Origin of the sequence: Streptomyces eurythermus (assembly GCF_014649115.1) — a bacterium.
In the GTDB taxonomy this organism is placed as follows: Bacteria; Actinomycetota; Actinomycetes; order Streptomycetales; family Streptomycetaceae; genus Streptomyces; species Streptomyces eurythermus.
On the sequence record NZ_BMSK01000033.1, the window covers coordinates 1 to 15,797 of the forward strand.

16 protein-coding genes and 2 pseudogenes are annotated in these 15,797 nt (G+C 74.4%); 9 read left to right on the plus strand and 9 right to left on the minus strand.

Annotated features, from left to right (window positions below; genetic code table 11):
* From IE251_RS38325 to IE251_RS38350, 6 genes and pseudogenes are all read right to left on the minus strand, one after another.
* Positions 1-117: pseudogene (locus IE251_RS38325) on the minus strand (lytic transglycosylase domain-containing protein); the annotation flags it as partial.
* 346 nt (positions 118-463) lie between these two features.
* Entirely contained in the window at positions 464-1,282 is an 819-nt protein-coding gene (locus tag IE251_RS38330; RefSeq protein WP_189757567.1) for an ECF transporter S component, read from the minus strand.
* Positions 1,279-2,961: an ABC transporter ATP-binding protein gene (locus tag IE251_RS38335; RefSeq protein WP_189757568.1), complete on the minus strand. Its 1,683-nt coding sequence runs from the start codon at positions 2,959-2,961 to the stop codon at positions 1,279-1,281. The genes IE251_RS38330 and IE251_RS38335 overlap by 4 nt, the downstream gene beginning before the upstream one ends.
* Positions 2,958-4,058, minus strand: a complete 1,101-nt coding sequence (locus tag IE251_RS38340; protein WP_229897130.1) for an energy-coupling factor transporter transmembrane component T — start codon at positions 4,056-4,058, stop codon at positions 2,958-2,960. Before IE251_RS38340 ends, IE251_RS38335 begins: the two co-directional genes overlap by 4 nt.
* 235 nt (positions 4,059-4,293) lie before the next feature.
* Positions 4,294-4,947 (minus strand): SCO2322 family protein, encoded by a 654-nt coding sequence (locus IE251_RS38345; protein WP_189757570.1) that lies wholly within the window; start codon positions 4,945-4,947, stop codon positions 4,294-4,296.
* A complete protein-coding gene (locus IE251_RS38350; protein WP_189757571.1) occupies positions 4,944-6,146 on the minus strand; it encodes an SCO2321 family membrane protein in 1,203 nt (400 codons plus the stop codon). Before IE251_RS38350 ends, IE251_RS38345 begins: the two co-directional genes overlap by 4 nt.
* Before the next feature lie 411 nt (positions 6,147-6,557).
* Between IE251_RS38350 and IE251_RS41840 the strand changes: the two genes are divergently transcribed.
* Both IE251_RS41840 and IE251_RS41505 read left to right on the plus strand, forming a co-directional pair.
* Positions 6,558-6,683 carry a hypothetical protein gene (locus tag IE251_RS41840; protein WP_267925009.1) on the plus strand — a complete coding sequence of 42 codons (126 nt, stop codon included), beginning with the start codon at positions 6,558-6,560 and terminating at the stop codon, positions 6,681-6,683.
* 63 nt (positions 6,684-6,746) lie between these two features.
* The gene (locus IE251_RS41505) at positions 6,747-6,908 is read left to right on the plus strand and encodes a hypothetical protein (RefSeq protein WP_307784800.1); all 162 of its coding nucleotides are present in this window, start codon (positions 6,747-6,749) and stop codon (positions 6,906-6,908) included.
* A 10-nt stretch (positions 6,909-6,918) separates the two neighbouring features.
* Here IE251_RS41505 and IE251_RS38360 read toward each other — a convergent pair whose 3' ends face one another.
* Positions 6,919-7,956, minus strand: coding sequence for an ATP-grasp domain-containing protein (locus IE251_RS38360; RefSeq protein ID WP_189757572.1), 1,038 nt, complete (start codon positions 7,954-7,956; stop codon positions 6,919-6,921).
* A 244-nt stretch (positions 7,957-8,200) separates the two neighbouring features.
* Here IE251_RS38360 and IE251_RS38365 point away from each other — a divergent pair, with 244 nt between their 5' ends.
* The 3 genes from IE251_RS38365 to IE251_RS41845 are packed head-to-tail and all read left to right on the plus strand — an operon-like array spanning position 8,201 to position 10,675.
* A complete protein-coding gene (locus IE251_RS38365) occupies positions 8,201-8,803 on the plus strand; it encodes a helix-turn-helix domain-containing protein (RefSeq protein WP_189757573.1) in 603 nt (200 codons plus the stop codon).
* Positions 8,796-9,431 (plus strand): hypothetical protein, encoded by a 636-nt coding sequence (locus IE251_RS38370; RefSeq protein ID WP_229897125.1) that lies wholly within the window; start codon positions 8,796-8,798, stop codon positions 9,429-9,431. The genes IE251_RS38365 and IE251_RS38370 overlap by 8 nt, the downstream gene beginning before the upstream one ends.
* On the plus strand, positions 9,431-10,675 hold the full coding sequence (locus IE251_RS41845; RefSeq protein ID WP_189757574.1) for an MAB_1171c family putative transporter: 1,245 nt from the start codon (positions 9,431-9,433) through the stop codon (positions 10,673-10,675). The genes IE251_RS38370 and IE251_RS41845 overlap by 1 nt, the downstream gene beginning before the upstream one ends.
* Positions 10,676-10,688: 13 nt before the next feature.
* Here the strand turns inward: IE251_RS41845 and IE251_RS38380 are convergent, their stop codons facing one another.
* Positions 10,689-11,714, minus strand: a complete 1,026-nt coding sequence (locus IE251_RS38380; protein ID WP_189757575.1) for a Strvi_7410 family MBL fold metallo-hydrolase — start codon at positions 11,712-11,714, stop codon at positions 10,689-10,691.
* Between the two features lie 46 nt (positions 11,715-11,760).
* Positions 11,761-11,931, minus strand: a pseudogene (locus tag IE251_RS41515) (XRE family transcriptional regulator); the annotation flags it as partial.
* A gap of 61 nt (positions 11,932-11,992) precedes the next feature.
* Here IE251_RS41515 and IE251_RS38385 point away from each other — a divergent pair.
* The 4 genes from IE251_RS38385 (at position 11,993) to IE251_RS38400 (ending at position 15,261) form a co-directional block, all read left to right on the plus strand.
* Positions 11,993-12,349 carry a hypothetical protein gene (locus IE251_RS38385; RefSeq protein WP_189757576.1) on the plus strand — a complete coding sequence of 119 codons (357 nt, stop codon included), beginning with the start codon at positions 11,993-11,995 and terminating at the stop codon, positions 12,347-12,349.
* Positions 12,350-12,403: 54 nt separating this feature from the next.
* Positions 12,404-13,855, plus strand: coding sequence for an aldehyde dehydrogenase (locus IE251_RS38390; RefSeq protein ID WP_189757577.1), 1,452 nt, complete (start codon positions 12,404-12,406; stop codon positions 13,853-13,855).
* Positions 13,856-13,858: 3 nt separating this feature from the next.
* Positions 13,859-14,092: a ferredoxin gene (locus IE251_RS38395; RefSeq protein ID WP_189757578.1), complete on the plus strand. Its 234-nt coding sequence runs from the start codon at positions 13,859-13,861 to the stop codon at positions 14,090-14,092.
* Between the two features lie 110 nt (positions 14,093-14,202).
* Positions 14,203-15,261 carry an NAD(P)/FAD-dependent oxidoreductase gene (locus IE251_RS38400; protein WP_189757579.1) on the plus strand — a complete coding sequence of 353 codons (1,059 nt, stop codon included), beginning with the start codon at positions 14,203-14,205 and terminating at the stop codon, positions 15,259-15,261.
* Positions 15,262-15,797 lie beyond the last annotated feature (536 nt).

Below are 15,797 nucleotides of genomic sequence, written 5' to 3' on the forward strand. Positions count from 1 at the left end.
CGGGGCGGCGTGAGCCGGAGCGGCGGTGAGCGCCATGCCGGCGGTGGCGGCGGCCACGGCGGCGGTGGTGAGGACCTTCTTCGGGGAAGCGATGCGGCGGATGACGGAGACGGTCACGAAGTACCTCTTGCGTTCGGGGATAGGGGATCGCCCGCATGGAGTGGGCCACGGGCGGTGGCCCGCATACGTCGGCGCCGCGGCCCGCTGTGGGCTCGTGGCGCCTGGCGACGTCATCCAGATAAGCAGGCCCGGAAGGTGCCCGCAATGACCCCCTTTACTAGTGGTGGCCGGATCCATGAGGAACGCGAAGTATGTGGCGTGCGTCTCAATCCGCAGGTCAGGCGGGGTGCGGGAGGGGGTGAATCGGGTAAAAGGTACTACGGTGCCGGGTCGTAGGTGACGTGGGTCATGTGGGGTCCTTCACCGGCTCGCACACGCCACGTGCCCGGGTTCGCGCGCTGGGTCACTGTCCGGGGCCGTCGAATGTGACCGCGGTCTCGAAGGCGGCACGCCTGGTGGCCCGGCGCAGCGCCCGCAGCACCGCCGGACCGAGCGCCAGGGTCAGCACGACCGTGCACAGGGCCCGGCCCAGGTCCCAGCCGAGGGACGTGGCCGTGCAGTACGCGACGAAACGGGCCAGGTTCGCGGCGACCGGATCCCCGGCGACGAACGAGATGCCCGAGGCCCCGCCGCCCATGAAGGGCCAGCCGGCCAGGTTCATCACCGTGCCGTAGGCGAACGCGGCCAGGAAGCCGTACACCGCGAGCAACAGCAGCTCGGCCCGGCCGCGCAGCCGGACCGGGCCCGGGAGCAGCCCGGCGCCCATCGTGAACCAGCCCATCGCCAGCATCTGGAACGGCAGCCACGGCCCGACCCCGCCCGTCAGCAGGGCGGACGCGAACATCGTCACCGAGCCCAGGGTGAAGCCGAAGCCCGGGCCGAGCACCCTGCCGCTCAGCACCATCAGGAAGAACATCGGCTCCAGGCCCGCCGTACCGGCGCCGATCGGACGCAGCGCCGCGCCCGTGGCGGCCAGGACGCCCAGCATCGCCACCGCCTTCGGGCCCAGGTCGGACTCCGAGATCGTCGCCGCGACCACCGCGACCAGCAGGACGAGCAGGCCCGCGAAGAGCCAGGGGGCGTCCTGCGCGTGGGCGCTCAGCTGTGAGCGGGGCGGCGCGAGGAACGGCCAGCAGAAGGCGACCAGGCCGACGGCGCCGGTGAGGGCCAGGGCGGCGAGGGAGCGGGGTCCCAGGCGGACGGCGTGCAGGCGGCGGTTCACCGGAGAGCCTCGCGGACCTCGGAGACGGTCAGCCAGTGCTGCGGGGCCAGGATCTTCGTCACCTGCGGGGCGAAGGAGGGGGAGGAGACGACGATCTCCGCCATCGGGCCGTCGGCGATCACCTCGCCCTCGGCCAGCAGCACCACGCGGTGCGCCAGCTCGGCGGCCAGCTCCACGTCGTGCGTCGCCAGCACGATCGCGTGCCCCTCGGCGGCGAGCGAGCGCAGCACGGAGACCAGGCGGGCCTTGGCCGCGTAGTCCAGGCCGCGGGTCGGCTCGTCCAGCAGGAGCAGCGGCGGACGGGCGGTCAGCACCACGGCCAGCGCGAGTGCCAGGCGCTGGCCCTCGGAGAGGTCGCGGGGGTGGGTGTCGTCGGTGATGTCCGGGAGCAGCTCGGAGACGAGGGCGCGGCAGGTGCCTTCGGTGGCGCCCGCGTCCTTGTCGGCGGCGGCGCACTCCGCGGCGACCGTGTCGGCGTACAGCAGGTCCCGGGGGTCCTGGGGGACCAGGCCCACCTGGCGGATCAGGGTCGGGGGCGGGGTGCGGTGGGGGGTGAGGCCGCCGACGGTGACCGTGCCGGTGGTGGGGGCGAGCAGACCGACGAGGGTGTTGAGGAGGGTGGACTTGCCTGCGCCGTTGCGGCCCATGAGGGCGATGGTCTCGCCCTTGGAGATGGTCAGGTCTATGTGGCGCAGGGCCTGGGTGGTGTCCCGGCGGAGGGAGAGGGCGTGGATCCGGGCGAGGTGCTGGTGGTCGGGGGCCGGGGTGGGGGTGGTGCGGCGGAACCGGGAGCGGAACCGGTGCTGCTGCGGGGCGGGGATGGGGCCGCTTGCCGGCGTAGGAGAGTCGCGGCGAGAAGGACTGTCGGCCAGGCGGGCCCGTAGAGGAGCCGCCTGGCGGCGGGCGTCTCGGATCGTCAACGGAAGCGGGGTCCAGTCGGCCAGGCGGCCCAACGCGATCACCGGGGGGTAGACCGGGGAGACCGCCATGATCTCGGACGGGGTGCCGGTGAGGGGGGTGGCGCCGGGGGACGGGAGGAGGACCATGCGGTCGGCGTATTGGATCACTCGTTCCAAGCGGTGCTCGGCCATGAGGATCGTCGTGCCGAGGTCGTGCACCAGGCGCTGGAGGACGGCCAGCACCTCCTCCGCCGCCGCCGGGTCGAGCGCGGAGGTCGGCTCGTCCAGGACCAGTACCTGAGGGTGCGGGGTGAGGACCGAGCCGATGGCGACCCGCTGCCGCTGCCCGCCGGAGAGGGTGGCGATGGGACGGCCGCGCAGGGCGGCCAGGCCCAGCAGGTCCAGCGTCTCCTCCACCCGGCGCCGCATCACCGCCGGGGCGAGCCCCAGGGACTCCATGCCGTAGGCGAGTTCGTCCTCCACGGTGTCCGTCACGAAGTGCGCGAGCGGATCCTGGCCCACCGTGCCCACCACGTCGGCGAGTTCGCGCGGCTGGTGGGTACGGGTGTCCCGGCCGGCCACCGTCACGCGTCCGCGCAGGGTGCCGCCGGTGAAGTGCGGGACCAGCCCGCTGACCGCGCCCAGCACCGTCGACTTCCCGACCCCGGACGGACCGGCGAGCAGCACGAGTTCGCCCTCCGGCACCTCGAAGTCGACGCCGGTGACAGTGGGTCCGGCGGCGCCCTCGTACGTCACGCTGACATCCTCGAAGCGGATCACGACGGCTCCCTGGGGACGACGAAGGCGGGCAGCAGGGCGAGCAGGACGGCCACGGCGGGCCACAGCGGAAGGGCGGGGGCGACCAGGGGGACGACACCGGGGTGCAGGGCCTCGGGATCGCGGACCGAGGCCAGCGTCAGCAGCGCGGCCACGGCGGCGCCGGAGCCGGTGACCAGCCAGGCGTGCGCTCCCCAGGGGTCGGGGCGGTACCGGGTGCGCGGGGAACGCCGGCCGCCCAGCCGCAGCCCGGCGAGCGCGGCGAGGACCCCGGCGAGCAGTACGGGAAGCCCGTAGGTGCCGCCTTCCGCCGTCAGCAGTCCGTACGTGCCCGCGCAGACGCCGAGCAGGCCGCCGAGGGTGAGGGCGGTGGTGGTACGGCGGACGGGGGCGGGGACCTCGGCGGTACGGCCGTAGCCGCGGGCCTCCATCGCGGCGGCGAGCGCGACCGAGCGTTCCAGCGCGCCCTCCAGGACCGGCAGACCGACCTGGAGCAGGCCCCGCAGCCCCCGGTCGGGACGGCCGCGCAGTCGGCGGGCGGCGCGCAGCCGGCGGACGTCGGCGATCAGGTGCGGGGCGAAGGTGAGCGCGACGACCACGGCCACGCCCGTCTCGTACAGGGCGCCGGGCAGGGACTTGAGCAGGCGGCTCGGGCTGGCGAGGGCGTTCGCGGCGCCGACGCAGACCAGGAGGGTGGCGAGCTTCAGGCCGTCGTAGGCGGCGAAGAGCACGGCCTCGGCGGTCACCCGGCCACCGAGGCGGATGCCCTGCGCCCAGTGGGGGAGCGGGACTTCGGGGAGGGTGAGGAGGGTGTGCGTACCGGGGATGGGGGAGCCGAGAGCCACCGCGAACAGGACGCGGATCAGGACGACGGCGAGGGCCAGGCGGACGAACGCGGTGTACGAGCGGGCCCAGGGCGCGGAGGAGCGGTGCGTCGCCACGACGTAGCCGGAGGCGGCGAGGAGGAGGGCGAGGAGGAGGGGGTTGGTGGTACGGGTCGCGGCGACACCGAGGGATATCGCCCAGAGCCACCAGGCACCGGGGTGGAGAGTGCGCGGTGCTGCGGCTGGGCGGGGCCGGTTTTCGCTCACCCGCGCCAGCGGGGTGCCTCCCCCACGCTCGACTTCGCTCGCGCGGGGGGACCCCCATCGCCCACCCGTGCCGCCCCAGCGGCACGACTGCCCGCAGCTATGTACGGTGCCGTTCTCGTCGTGCGGCGACCGCGACTCCCTAGGGGCGCGGGGAACTGCGCGACCGGCCACGGCGGGGCCGCAGTCGCAGGACGGGCCTTGCTCACCCGGACGCATCGCGTCGCAGTCGCAGGACGGGCCGGGGTCACCCGGACGCATTGCGCCGCCGTCGGGACTGCCATATCGCCGCGCCTGCCAGCAGGGCCACCACCCCCACGCCGATCGGCAGACCCAGGGACGGCCCGGAGTCGGACTCGGGGGAGCCGGACTCCGGCGCGGCGGTGGACTCGCGGTCCGTGGAGACCTGCTCGCCGCACCCCTTGTGCGGGTAGCCCGCGATGGCGCACAACAGAGCGTTGGTGTCGTAGCGCAGCGGCCCCGCCACCGCGGCGAGCGCATCCGCGCTGGACGCGTCGGACGGCACCCGCGCGCACACGGCCCGGCGCTCCGGCGGGGCCTCCCCGGACGGCGCGTCCGCGGGCGTACCGAAGTCGAGGACCAGCCCCACCCGCTTGGACCCGGCCTTCGCCGGGGTGTCCGCGCAGATCGTGCCGAAGTCCGCCGTACCGCGCGGCCGGCCGGCGTCCGCGGCGTCCGCGCCCACGGTGAACCGGAACCCCTGCACCGTACCGTCGTCGGGCCGGACGGAGGCCGGGCCCTGCGTCGCGTACGTCCAGTGGCCGCCGGTGCGCTCCCAGAAGGACCAGTAGCGGTAGCCGGTCGCACCGGCCCGCCCGGCGCAGACGAGGAGGAGCAGCGCGGCGACGAGCACCGGCGCGGTACGGCGGACGGCGGTCACGGCTGCTGCTTCTTCCGGCCGCTGAGGAGGAACCCGACACCGATGCTCGCGACGAGGCAGACGCCGAAGATCCACCAGCCCCAGTTCCGGGACTCCTTCTTCTTCTCCTCGTGCTGCTGACCGGAGGAGTCCATCTGCGGGGCGGGGCCCTGCGAGTTGAGGGCGCTGACGAGGCTGGTGCCGTTGAAGTCGCCCGGCTGCTCGCCGAGGGCGTGGGCGGCCAGGATCAGCTGGGCGTAGGCGGCGGGCCCGCTCTGCTCCGCCCACGGGCTGGCGTTCTTCTCCAGCCAGGCGTACGCCTTGCGGGCCGGTTCGGTACGGCCGTTCGCGGCGAGCGCGACGACGGCGTCCGCGGTGTTGCCGAAGTCCGGCTGGGCCTTGGCGCCGGGCAGGGTGGACTCCAGGTGCCCGGTCTTGCCGAGGGCCGCCGCGAGGTAGGCGCCGGCGTTGTCGGCGACCTGGGTGCGGGAGGTGGCCTCGACGCAGGTGTCCTTGGCGGGGGCCTGGCCGGCGCGGGCCACGAAGCCCTTGCCGAGCGCGCCGAGCAGACCGGCCGCGGTGGCGTCGGCGTTGGGCAGCAGCTCGCCCTTCTTGTCCGGCTGGAAGGCGAGGGCGCCGCCGCCGTCCTGGTCGCAGGGGATGGACCAGGCGGGCAGGGCGTCGTACGCGGACTTGCCGGACTTGCGGACGGACGCCGGGTCGGTGCCGGCGGCGGCGAGGGCGCCGATGACGACGGAGGTGGAGTTGGTGTCGCTGGGGTCGCCCGGGTAGTAGCTCCAGCCGCCGTCCTTGTTCTGGACGGACTTCAGCCAGTTCACGGCCTTCTCCACCACACCGCCGTGCCCGCCGGTCGCGGCGAGGGCCTGGACGGCGGCGGCCGTGCTGTTGGTGTCCGTCTTCAGCTTGTCGTCGCAGGGCTTGCCGGGGGCGGCCCGGAAGGCGGCGAAGGCGCCGTCCGCGCACTGCTGGCCGGTGAGCCAGTCCACGGCGGCGGGGGCGGGCTTGTAGCCGAGGGTCCGCTGCGCGACCAGCGTCAGCGACTGCCGCCACACGCCGTCGTACGTCGGGTCGCCCTTGCCGTACAGCCCGGCGGGGACCGTGGCCTCGGGCGACGGGGACGGGTCGGCGGCCGTGGCGGGCGCGGCGGCGGCCAGCACGCCTACGGCGGCGAGAGCCGCGGCACTGCGGCGGACGTTCATGGTCGGCGACTGCCTCTCCTGCGGGGAGCCGGGCAGCGCGCGGGTGACACCCCGGGCGGCTCGGCTCCGTCAACCTCGACGGTGCCGTGCGCGGCGGACCACCGGCGCACGCGAGCCGTCAACGACCCGGCGGGGCGGTCCCGCCCGCTCCGGCCAAGCCGGTGACGCGGCGAAGACATCGCCGGAATTGCACCGGCTTTCCCCCGTACGGGTGTGACGACCCCGCCACTTTACCGGCCGCCCCGAGCGGGCCCGGCGGTGGCCGTGGGCAGGTGCCGGGCGGCGCGCGTGCACAGGAAACACGCCACCGGGAAACGGCGCGCGGGAGGGGTCGGCATGTCCGTGGCGTCGTTACGGAGTTGGCCGACGCGCCGTGCAGTAGTGTCGGCGGCTCACTACGAGGGGGGCCTCATGCGGATCCGGAGTGTGCGGCGGGCGGCGATCGCCGTCACGGTGTTCGCGGCCTGTCTGCTGTCCTGTTCCACCGACGCGGACGACACCCCGCAAGGCGCCGGGACGCGGGACGCCTCCCGCTGATCGTCCGCCCCGGCTCCGGCGGACACCGGGGCGCAGGAGCCTCCCGCCACCCCGGCCCCCGCCGTGTCCCCGGGACCGGAACGCGTCCGCGACGCCTTCGCCGGCCTCCAGGCCACGCTCGACGACACCTCCACGGAGAACCTGGAAGCCCACCGCACCGAGCTGACCGGCGTCCGCGACCGGATCGACAGCTGGATGCAGGGGCACCCCGACGACTACCGCTGAACCAGGATCCCTACGCCGCGTGCACGTGGGTCGCCGGGTGGACCGCGGCGGTGAGGTGGCGGGACATGCGGCGCAGGGCGTGCTCGCACTGGGCCGGGGTGTCGGCCGTGGCCACCCAGTGGGCCAGGCGGTCGGCGATCCCGGCGTGGGGGGCCGCCGTCACCGGGTCGCCGGCGCGGCGGGTGAGGACCATGCGCTCGGCGCACGGCTCGTCCGCGGCGGCCGGGTCCAGGTGGAGGTGGGTGAGGCGGCCGGTCACGGTCGGATAGGCGAACTGGACGGCGGCGGCCCGCTGCCGGGTCGGCGTGACGTCCGGGAGCCCGCCGGTGGCCAGGGTCGCCGCGGCCCCGGCCAGGTCGACGCCGGTGGCCCGCTCCACCAGCAGCGTGATCAGGTCGCCGGGCGGGCACGGGGCCACGCCCAGGACGCGGGGGCCGCGCGCGGTCAGCCGCAGCGTGATGTGCGCGACGGTGTGGGTGAGCCGCAGGGCGCACACGGCCCGCTCCACGCACTGGCGCAGGAAACGGTTGTGCAGCAGGACGTCGTGGGCGTGGACGCCGTGCCGCAGCGCGCCGCGGGCGGGCGGCGGGCCCGGGGTCGTACGGGTGAGCGCGACGATGCGTACCTCGTCGTCCAGGACGACGGCCTCGGCCGACACCGGTTCCCCCTCGGTGTCGGCCGGATCCGCCGTCGGCACCCGGTGCCGGTCCAGCAGCGCCCGTAACGCCGGCGGATCGGCGCACGTCACGGCCGTCCCGTACGGCAGGCCCGGCAGTCCGAGCCGGGCGGCCAGACACGCGGCCGCGGGCAGGTACTCCGGGGACCAGGCCAGTACGCCTGCGGGGGAGTGTCTCCGTAACACCCCCGCCGTCCGTTCCGTGTCGGCCGGGTCCGCCGCCAAGTGGGCGGTCGCGTACGGGCGGGCCCAGCGGGCGGGCGGGGACGGGTCGACCAGGAGGACCGGACGGGCCGCGGCGACGCGTGCCAGCGGGAACTCGCCGCAGATCTCCCCCCGGCCGGCCCCGAGGAGCACGACGGGCTGGGCCATGGGCCTGGACCTTCCTCGGGGGGAAGGCGATCAGGAGCGCCCCGGGTGCCGCTCCCCCATAGGCGGCACCCGAGGCGGGTCGGATCTTGCTCTCCGTGCAGTGATCCTCACCCACCGCGCCCTGAACTGTCAACGATAGCTGCGTAATTACGCAGGGAGCCTTGTCAGACCTGGTCGCCGAAGAGGCAACCTAGTAGCCTCGCGCCCAGCCAGCGAACGGAAAGACACGCCCAGGGGGGACTCGGTGAGTGACGCCTACGCCGCGCTGGCCGACGTGCTGGAACGGCTCGGCGAGCTGACCGGCAGACCCGGCCGGCTGCCGGAGGCCCTCGACGTGGCCGGCCTCTCCTACCGCACCGGCATCCCCGTGGGCGTCGTCGTGGAACTCCTCTCCGGCGGCCGGGCCGGCGAGACCTGCCTCGCCCACCGGGTGCGCCAGCGGCTGGACTTCATCCGGGAGACCCGGCGCCGCCCGGACGGCAAGCGGTACTCCCTGGACGAACTGGCCCGCATCGCCGGGACCAGCAGGCAGTGGCTGAGCGAGTGGCGCAAGAGCGGCATGCCCAGCCTGGAACACGCCGACCGGCTGCGCCGCTTCTTCGGCCTGCCCGCCGGCTTCTTCACGGCCGACGAACCGGAGGCGCTGTTCGAGGCGCTGCAACCGGTGCTGCAGAGCCTGGAGGCCGAGGCCGACCCGCTGCTGAGACTGCGCGAGAGCGGTCTGATCCGGCTCGCCGCCCGGGCCCCGCAGATGAACGCCCGGCAGCTCGCCACCCTGGCCGACCTGGCCGAGATGATCATCGCCTCGGAGAAGTCGGAGAAGGCGGGAGACACCGGGCGTGCCTGAACAGTCCGCCAAGACCCCGAGGCCCAGGCCCAAGCGGACTTCCCGGTCGGCGCTGCCCCTCGGGCCCTTCGGCTCCCCGAAACGCTTCCTGGACCGGCTCGTGCGCGAGACCGTCCGCACCCTCACCCCGCCGACCACCCCCGAGGCGTTCCTGCACGCGCTGTGCGCCACCCTCAGCCCCCACCTGGACCGCCCGGTCAAGCTGCGGTTCGTCGCCTTCCCGCCGGGCCTGGACATCTCCGGGATCACCCTCGCCCGCGAGGAGGACTACATCGTCGTGGTCGAGCAACGCGCCCCCGACCCGCACAAGTTCGTCATCGCCGGGCACGAGATCGGCCACATCCACTACGGCACCCTGGACGTCCACTACGCCCCCGGACTGCCCGCCGCCGCCCGCCGGCTGCTGGCCCGCGCCGAGGACGACATCCCCTGGGACCGGGTGGTCGCCATGGCCACCCGGTCGCCCGCCGCCGAGGCCGCCGAGGCCGAGTGGGAGGCCGAGGAGTGGGGGCTGCGCCTCGCGGCGAAGTTCTCCAAGGTCGTCGGGCCCGGCGCGGCCGGCCGGATGACCCAGGACACCCTCACCGACCGGCTGTCCTCCTCGCTGGGCAACATAGGCGGCCCCTGATGCGCTGGGACATCTCCGGCTCCTGGGTCTCCTACGCCGTCCCGGCCGTCCTGTTCGCCGTCGCCTTCGTGATCAAACTGCCGCTGCTGCGGCGCGCCTGGCAGGACCCCATCCTGCGGGCCACCGCCGTGCTGCTCGGCATCGGCACGCTCGTCTTCGTCTCGCTGCCCCCGGCCAACCTGCACCGCATCAACGTCCTCACCGGCGTCCCCAACTTCGCCGCCGTGTGGGTGTACTGCCTGGCCACCGCCTACTGCGGGGCCTGCCTGTGGCTCATCATCACCTGGCGGGAACCGCCGTCCGCCGCCCGCCGCCGGCGCACCCGCCAGGTCGGGCTGGCGTACGCCGCCGTCATCGCCGGACTGTGCGTGACGTTCCTGCTCGCCGACCACCGCGTGGAGCGGCTGCGCGACCTCGACACCTACTACGCCCGCACACCGTGGATGCGCGAGTTCATCCTGCTCTACGTCGTCGCCCACACGACGTCCGCGCTGGTCGCCGCCGGGATGCTGCGGGCCTGGTACCGGGAGGTCGCCGACACCTGGCTGCGCCGCGCGGTGATCTTCCTCCAGGAGGCATACGCCCTCGGACTCCTCTTCGACGTCGCCAAGTTCGCCGCCATCGCCGGCCGGTGGAGCGGCCGGGACTGGGACTGGCTGTCGACCTACGCGGCACCGCCGTTCGCCATCGCCGAGGCGGGCCTGGTGGCGGTCGCGTTCATCGTCGGCCAGGCCGGTCCGGTGCTGGCGGAGCGGCGCCGCCTGGTCCGCGAACACCGGCGGCTGAAACCGCTGTGGCAGGCCATGCTGGCCATCACCCCGCCCGCCGCGCCCGCCACCGGCCGGGTCAGCGGCGCCGCCCTGCGCCTGGAACTGCGCCGGGCCGCCATCAACGACGGCCTCCTCAAGCTGGGGCCGTACCTGAGCACGTCCCGGCGCGAGCGGATACGGTCCGCGGCGCTGGAGGCGGGCTACCCGGAGCCGGTCGCGCGGGGCATCGCGGGGGCGGTGGACCTCCGGTTCGCCGCGGCGGCACTGCACGCGCCGGACGACCCGGAACACCCGGACGCCGAGGCCGAGTTCCTCGCATTCCCCTGCGTCCCCGACAGCGAACTGCAGAACGTCTCCCACGCGCTGCGCAACCACGAGACGGCGGTAGAGAGATTCCACCGGCAGGCCCTTGCCGGGGAGGGCTCAGGGGCCGGGGGAGGCTTCGGCGCACGGGACCTGAGTGCCCCGGCCTGACACCCGTCGGCTGTCACACCGCCACGTACGCCACCGGGTCGCTGCCCGGTACCGGTTCCGCCCGGCCCAGCTTCACCAGGCGGCGCAGGTGGGACTCGGCCTCGGAGACCGCGATGGTGCGGGAGCCGTAGGGGATGTCCCCCCAGGGACGGTTCCACTCCATGCGCTCGGCCAGCGCCCAGGGGGTGAGCGGCTCGGCGAGCAGGGCCAGCAGACCGGCCAGACGGCGCTCGTGGTGGTCGAGCAGCGCCCGTACGCGGCCCGGGGCGTCGGTGAAGGCGTGCTGGTGGGCCGGGAGGATCTCGGCGGGGACCAGCCGGCCGACCCGCTCCAGGGAATCCAGGTAGTCACCCAGGGGATCGGTCACCGTGGCGTCGCCGGGGTCCTCGTACAGGCCGATGTGCGGGGTGATCCCGGGCAGCAGGTGGTCGCCGCTGAACAGGCGGCCCCGGCCGGGGAGCCGGGCCGGATGCTCCTCCTCCAGGTGCAGGCAGACATGGCCGGGCGTGTGGCCCGGGGTCCAGATCGCGCGCAGCCTGCGTCCCGGCAGGTCGAGGAGTTCCCCGGGGACGATCTCCCGGTCCGGCAGGGCGGGGGCCAGACCGGGCAGCGTCCGCCCGCGGGCCGACCGCAGCGGAGCCACGTGCTGCTCGGGGGCCCCGGCCGCCGCCAGCTTGTCGGCCATGTACGCGAACCACTGCTCCGGCCGTCCCTCCCGGGTCCGGCGCACGATCGCCGCGTCCGCCGCGTGCAGCGCCACCCAGGCACCGGAGGCCTCCCGGACCCGCGCCGACAGCCCGTGGTGGTCGGGGTGGTGGTGGGTGACGACGACGCCGTACACCTCCCGCACCGCCGTACCGCAGCCGGCGAGGCCCGCGGTCAGCGTGTCCCAGGCCCCGGGGTCGTCCCAGCCGGTGTCGACCAGCACCGGGCCCCGGTCGGTGTCCACCACGTACACCAGCGTGTGACCGAGGGGGTTGTCCGGGATCGGCACCCGCACGGACCGCACGCCCCCGCCGTGATCGAACGTCTCCGCCATCCGGTCCTCCGCCCCTTGTTCAGTTGACTGTCGGTCCTGGCCATGGTCACCCTTCTTCGCTTAGCGGCGTAGCGGTTTCCCGCATCGCGTCGAAGCTGCTGGCGTAGGTATCGAACATGCCACCCTCTCCGCTACGACGCAGATGCCATACGGGCGCACCGTAGGCATTCACTCCCCAGACGTGGGCGTCGACCAGCGCCTGATCATCCGCACGATGGATCAGCGATGCCGGACATATCGGGTGGTGACGGATGGCGGGACCTGGCTAGCCTCGCGGTATGGACGCCGAAGAGGAATACGCGCGGTACCGCGAGGACGTGAAGGTGCTCGTGGCGGTCGGTGCGTGCGTGCGTGATCAGGCCGCCCGGATCGACGTACGGCTGCCGAAGGCCGTGGCCGACGCGGCGGTGGCCGCCTGGCGGCGCGAGGAGGCCGGCGGCCCCGAGGGCGGCCGGGAGGAGAGCCGTGAGCAGTACGTCCTGCGCGACCGGGCCGCCGAACTGGCCCTGATCGGCGCGGCGATCGCCGAACGCGGCCGGCCGGACGGCACGGACGTCGTGGTCGCCCTGGGCGTGGAGAGCGCGGGCGCGGCCGCGCGGGTGGTCTCCTCAGGCGGGAGCTGGTATCAAGTCTGACACAGCGTCAGAAACGCCGGGGACGCGAGGACGTGCGGCGGGAGGCAGTCGGCCATGACCGGGCTCGTGGAACACGGACAGCTGTTCATCGGCGGGGAGTTGACCGACCCGCACGGCCGGGACGTCATCGAGGTGATCTCCCCGCACACCGAGCGGGTCATCGGCCGCGTGCCGCACGCCTCCCGGGAGGACGTCGACCGGGCCGTGGCCCTCGCCCGCCGCGCCTTCGACGAGGGCCCCTGGCCGCACGCGACGCTCGCCGAGCGGATCGAGGCCGTCACCCGGATCAAGGACGGCATCGCCGCCCGGCACGAGGAGATCGCCCGGGTGATCTCCGCCCAGAACGGCTCCCCGTACTCCTGGAGCGTCCTCGCCCAGGCGCTCGGCGCGATGATGGTGTGGGACGCGGCCATCCGGGTCGCCCGTGACTTCACCTACGAGGAACGCCGGGCCGGGATCCTCGGCCCGATCCTGGTGCGCCGCGAACCGGTCGGCGTCGTCGCCGCCGTCGTGCCCTGGAACGTCCCGCAGTTCGTGGCCGCCGCCAAGCTCGCGCCCGCGCTGCTGGCCGGCTGCCCGGTGATCCTCAAGCCGTCCCCGGAGTCCCCGCTGGACGCCTACCTCCTCGGTGAGATCGCCCGCGAGGCCGGCCTGCCCGAGGGTGTGCTGTCCATCCTCCCCGCGGACCGGGAGGTCAGTGAATACCTGGTCGGCCACCCCGGCATCGACAAGGTCTCCTTCACCGGCTCGGTCGCCGCCGGCAAACGCGTGATGGAGGTCGCCGCCCGCAACCTCACCCGGGTCACCCTGGAACTGGGCGGCAAGTCCGCGGCCGTGGTGCTGCCGGACGCGGACCTGGAGACGACCGTGGCCGGGATCGTCCCGGCGGCCTGGATGAACAACGGCCAGGCATGCGTGGCCCAGACCCGCATCCTGCTCCCGCGCTCCCGCTACGACGAGTTCGCCGACGCCTTCACCCGGGCGGCCGGCGCGCTGAAGGTCGGCGACCCGCTGGACCCGGCCACCCAGGTCGGCCCGCTCGTCGCCGAACGCCAGCAGCGCCGCACCCTCGACTACATCCGCGTCGGCCAGGAGGAGGGCGCCAAGATCCTCACCGGCGGCGGCCGCCCGGCCGGGCCGGCGCGCGGCTGGTACGTGGAGCCGACCCTCTTCGGCGACGTCGACAACTCCATGCGCGTCGCCCGCGAGGAGATCTTCGGCCCGGTCGTCTGCCTGCTGCCCTACGGCGACGAACGGGAGGCCGTACGCATCGCCGACGACTCCGACTACGGCCTGTCCGGCAGCGTGTGGACGGCCGACGTCGAACACGGCACCGACATCGCCCGGCGGGTCCGTACCGGCACCTACTCCGTCAACACCTTCAGCCTCGACATGCTCGGCCCGTTCGGCGGCTACAAGAACTCCGGCCTGGGCAGGGAGTTCGGCCCCGAGGGCTACGGCGCCTACCTGGAGCACAAGATGATCCACCTGCCGGCGGGGGCCTGAGCCGTGGGCGACCGCTGGCACGTGGAGGTCGACCGGTCCCTCTGCGTCGGCTCGGCCCAGTGCCTCCACCACGCCCCCGGTGGCTTCCGGCTGGACTCCGCCCGGCAGTCCCGGCCCGCCGCACCGGACACCGACGCGAGCGAACAGCTCCTGGCGGCGGCCGAGGGGTGCCCGGTGGAGGCCATCGTGATCACGCTGGCGGACAGCGGGGAAGCCGTGTTCCCGCCGGAGGAATAGGGCGGTTCGGGGATTTCCCGCCCTGTGGCGCGGCTCACACGGCCGCCATGTCACGGGGGACCGGCCCGCCTCGTCTCGGGAGTGACCAACTGCTCCGATGGGAGGCCGAGATGAAGGTAGTGGTGGTGGGTGCCGGGTACGCGGGCACGTTCGCGGCGAACCGGGTGGCCAAGAAGGTGAAGGGCGCCGAGGTCACGGTGGTCAACGCGCGCCCCGAGTTCGTCGAGCGCATCCGGCTGCACCAGCAGGTCGCCGGCACGGCCACGGCGGCGACTCCGCTCACCGGGATGCTGCGGCCCGGCATCGCCGTGCGGATCGGCAGCGTGGAGAAGATCGGCGACGGCACGGTGGTCCTGGACGACGGCGAGAGCCTCGCGTTCGACCACCTCTTCCTGGCCGTCGGCAGCACCGTCCGGGCCCTGCCGGGCACGGTCCCGGTCGGCACCTGGGAGGGCGCGCGGCAGGCACGGGCCGAGCTGGCCGCCCTGCCCGCCGGGAGCACCGTGACGGTCGTCGGCGGCGGGGCGACGGGCGTGGAGACCGCGACCGAGGTGGCCGAGGCCCGGCCCGACCTGCGGGTCCGGATCGTCGCGCCGGCGGTGGCCGACTGCCTGTCGGGCGGGGCGCGGCAGCGGGCCCTCGCGGCACTGGACCGGCTCCGGGTGGAGACCGTGGAGGATGGAGTCACGGAGGCCGCCGACGGTGTGGTGCGGCTGCGGTCGGGGCGGGAGCTGGACTCCGACCTGACCCTGTGGGGGATCGTGGCGGGCGTGCCCGACCTCGCCGCGCGCAGCGGACTGGAGGTCGACGCGGACGGCCGGGCCGTCGTGGACGCGTACCTGCGCAGCGTCACCGACCCGCGGATCTTCGCCGTGGGCGACTGCGCGGGCGTGGCCGGCGCCCGGTTCGGCTGCCAGACCGCCGCCCCGCAGGCCCAGGCCGCCGTCGACGCCCTGGCCCGCCTCGCCGAGGGACGCGAGCCGGAGCCGTACGACCTGCGGTACGTGGCCCGGTGCGTCAGCCTCGGACGCAAGGACGCGGTGGCCCAGTTCACCCACCCCGACGACAGCCTCAAGGACAGCCACCTCAAGGGGTTCACGGCGGTGGCGTTCAAGCGGATGGTGTTCACCGGCACCCGCTACATCACCCGCAAGGCGGTCAGCGCCTGAGGGCGGGGCCCTGGGGCCGGGGATGCTGGAGCCGGGGTGCGTGCCTGGTTCGGGAGGCGGCCGGTTTCCGGGGGCGGGGTGTGCCTGGTTCCAGAGGCGGTCGGTTTCCGGGGGCGGGGTGCGAGGAGGTCGGCCCCTGAGGCCAGGGGTGCGTGTCTGGCCCGCCAGGCGGTCGGCTTCCGGGCCAGGGTGCGCTCCTGCGGTTCGGAAGCGGCATACCGGGTGGGGGCGGCGACGTGCGCGAGGCGAGGCGGAACAGCTGATCGAGCGGGCCTGCGCGGCCTGGGACGCCGAGGACTGGCGGACCGCGGCCGGCCTGCTCGAACAGGTCCTCGCCCACCACCCGGACGCCCCGCGGAGCGCGGTGTGGTGGTGGGCAGGGAGTACAGCATGCCGCCGTGGCCCATGGCGGCCGGCGGCTTCGAGCTGCTGTGCGCCTGTTGCAGGCCCGGCGGGCGGCGCCGGGAGGGGCTGGAGGCGGTCTGCTGAACCGCGCACACCAAGCGGTACTGCGTTGGCAATTGGTGGGAATTGGG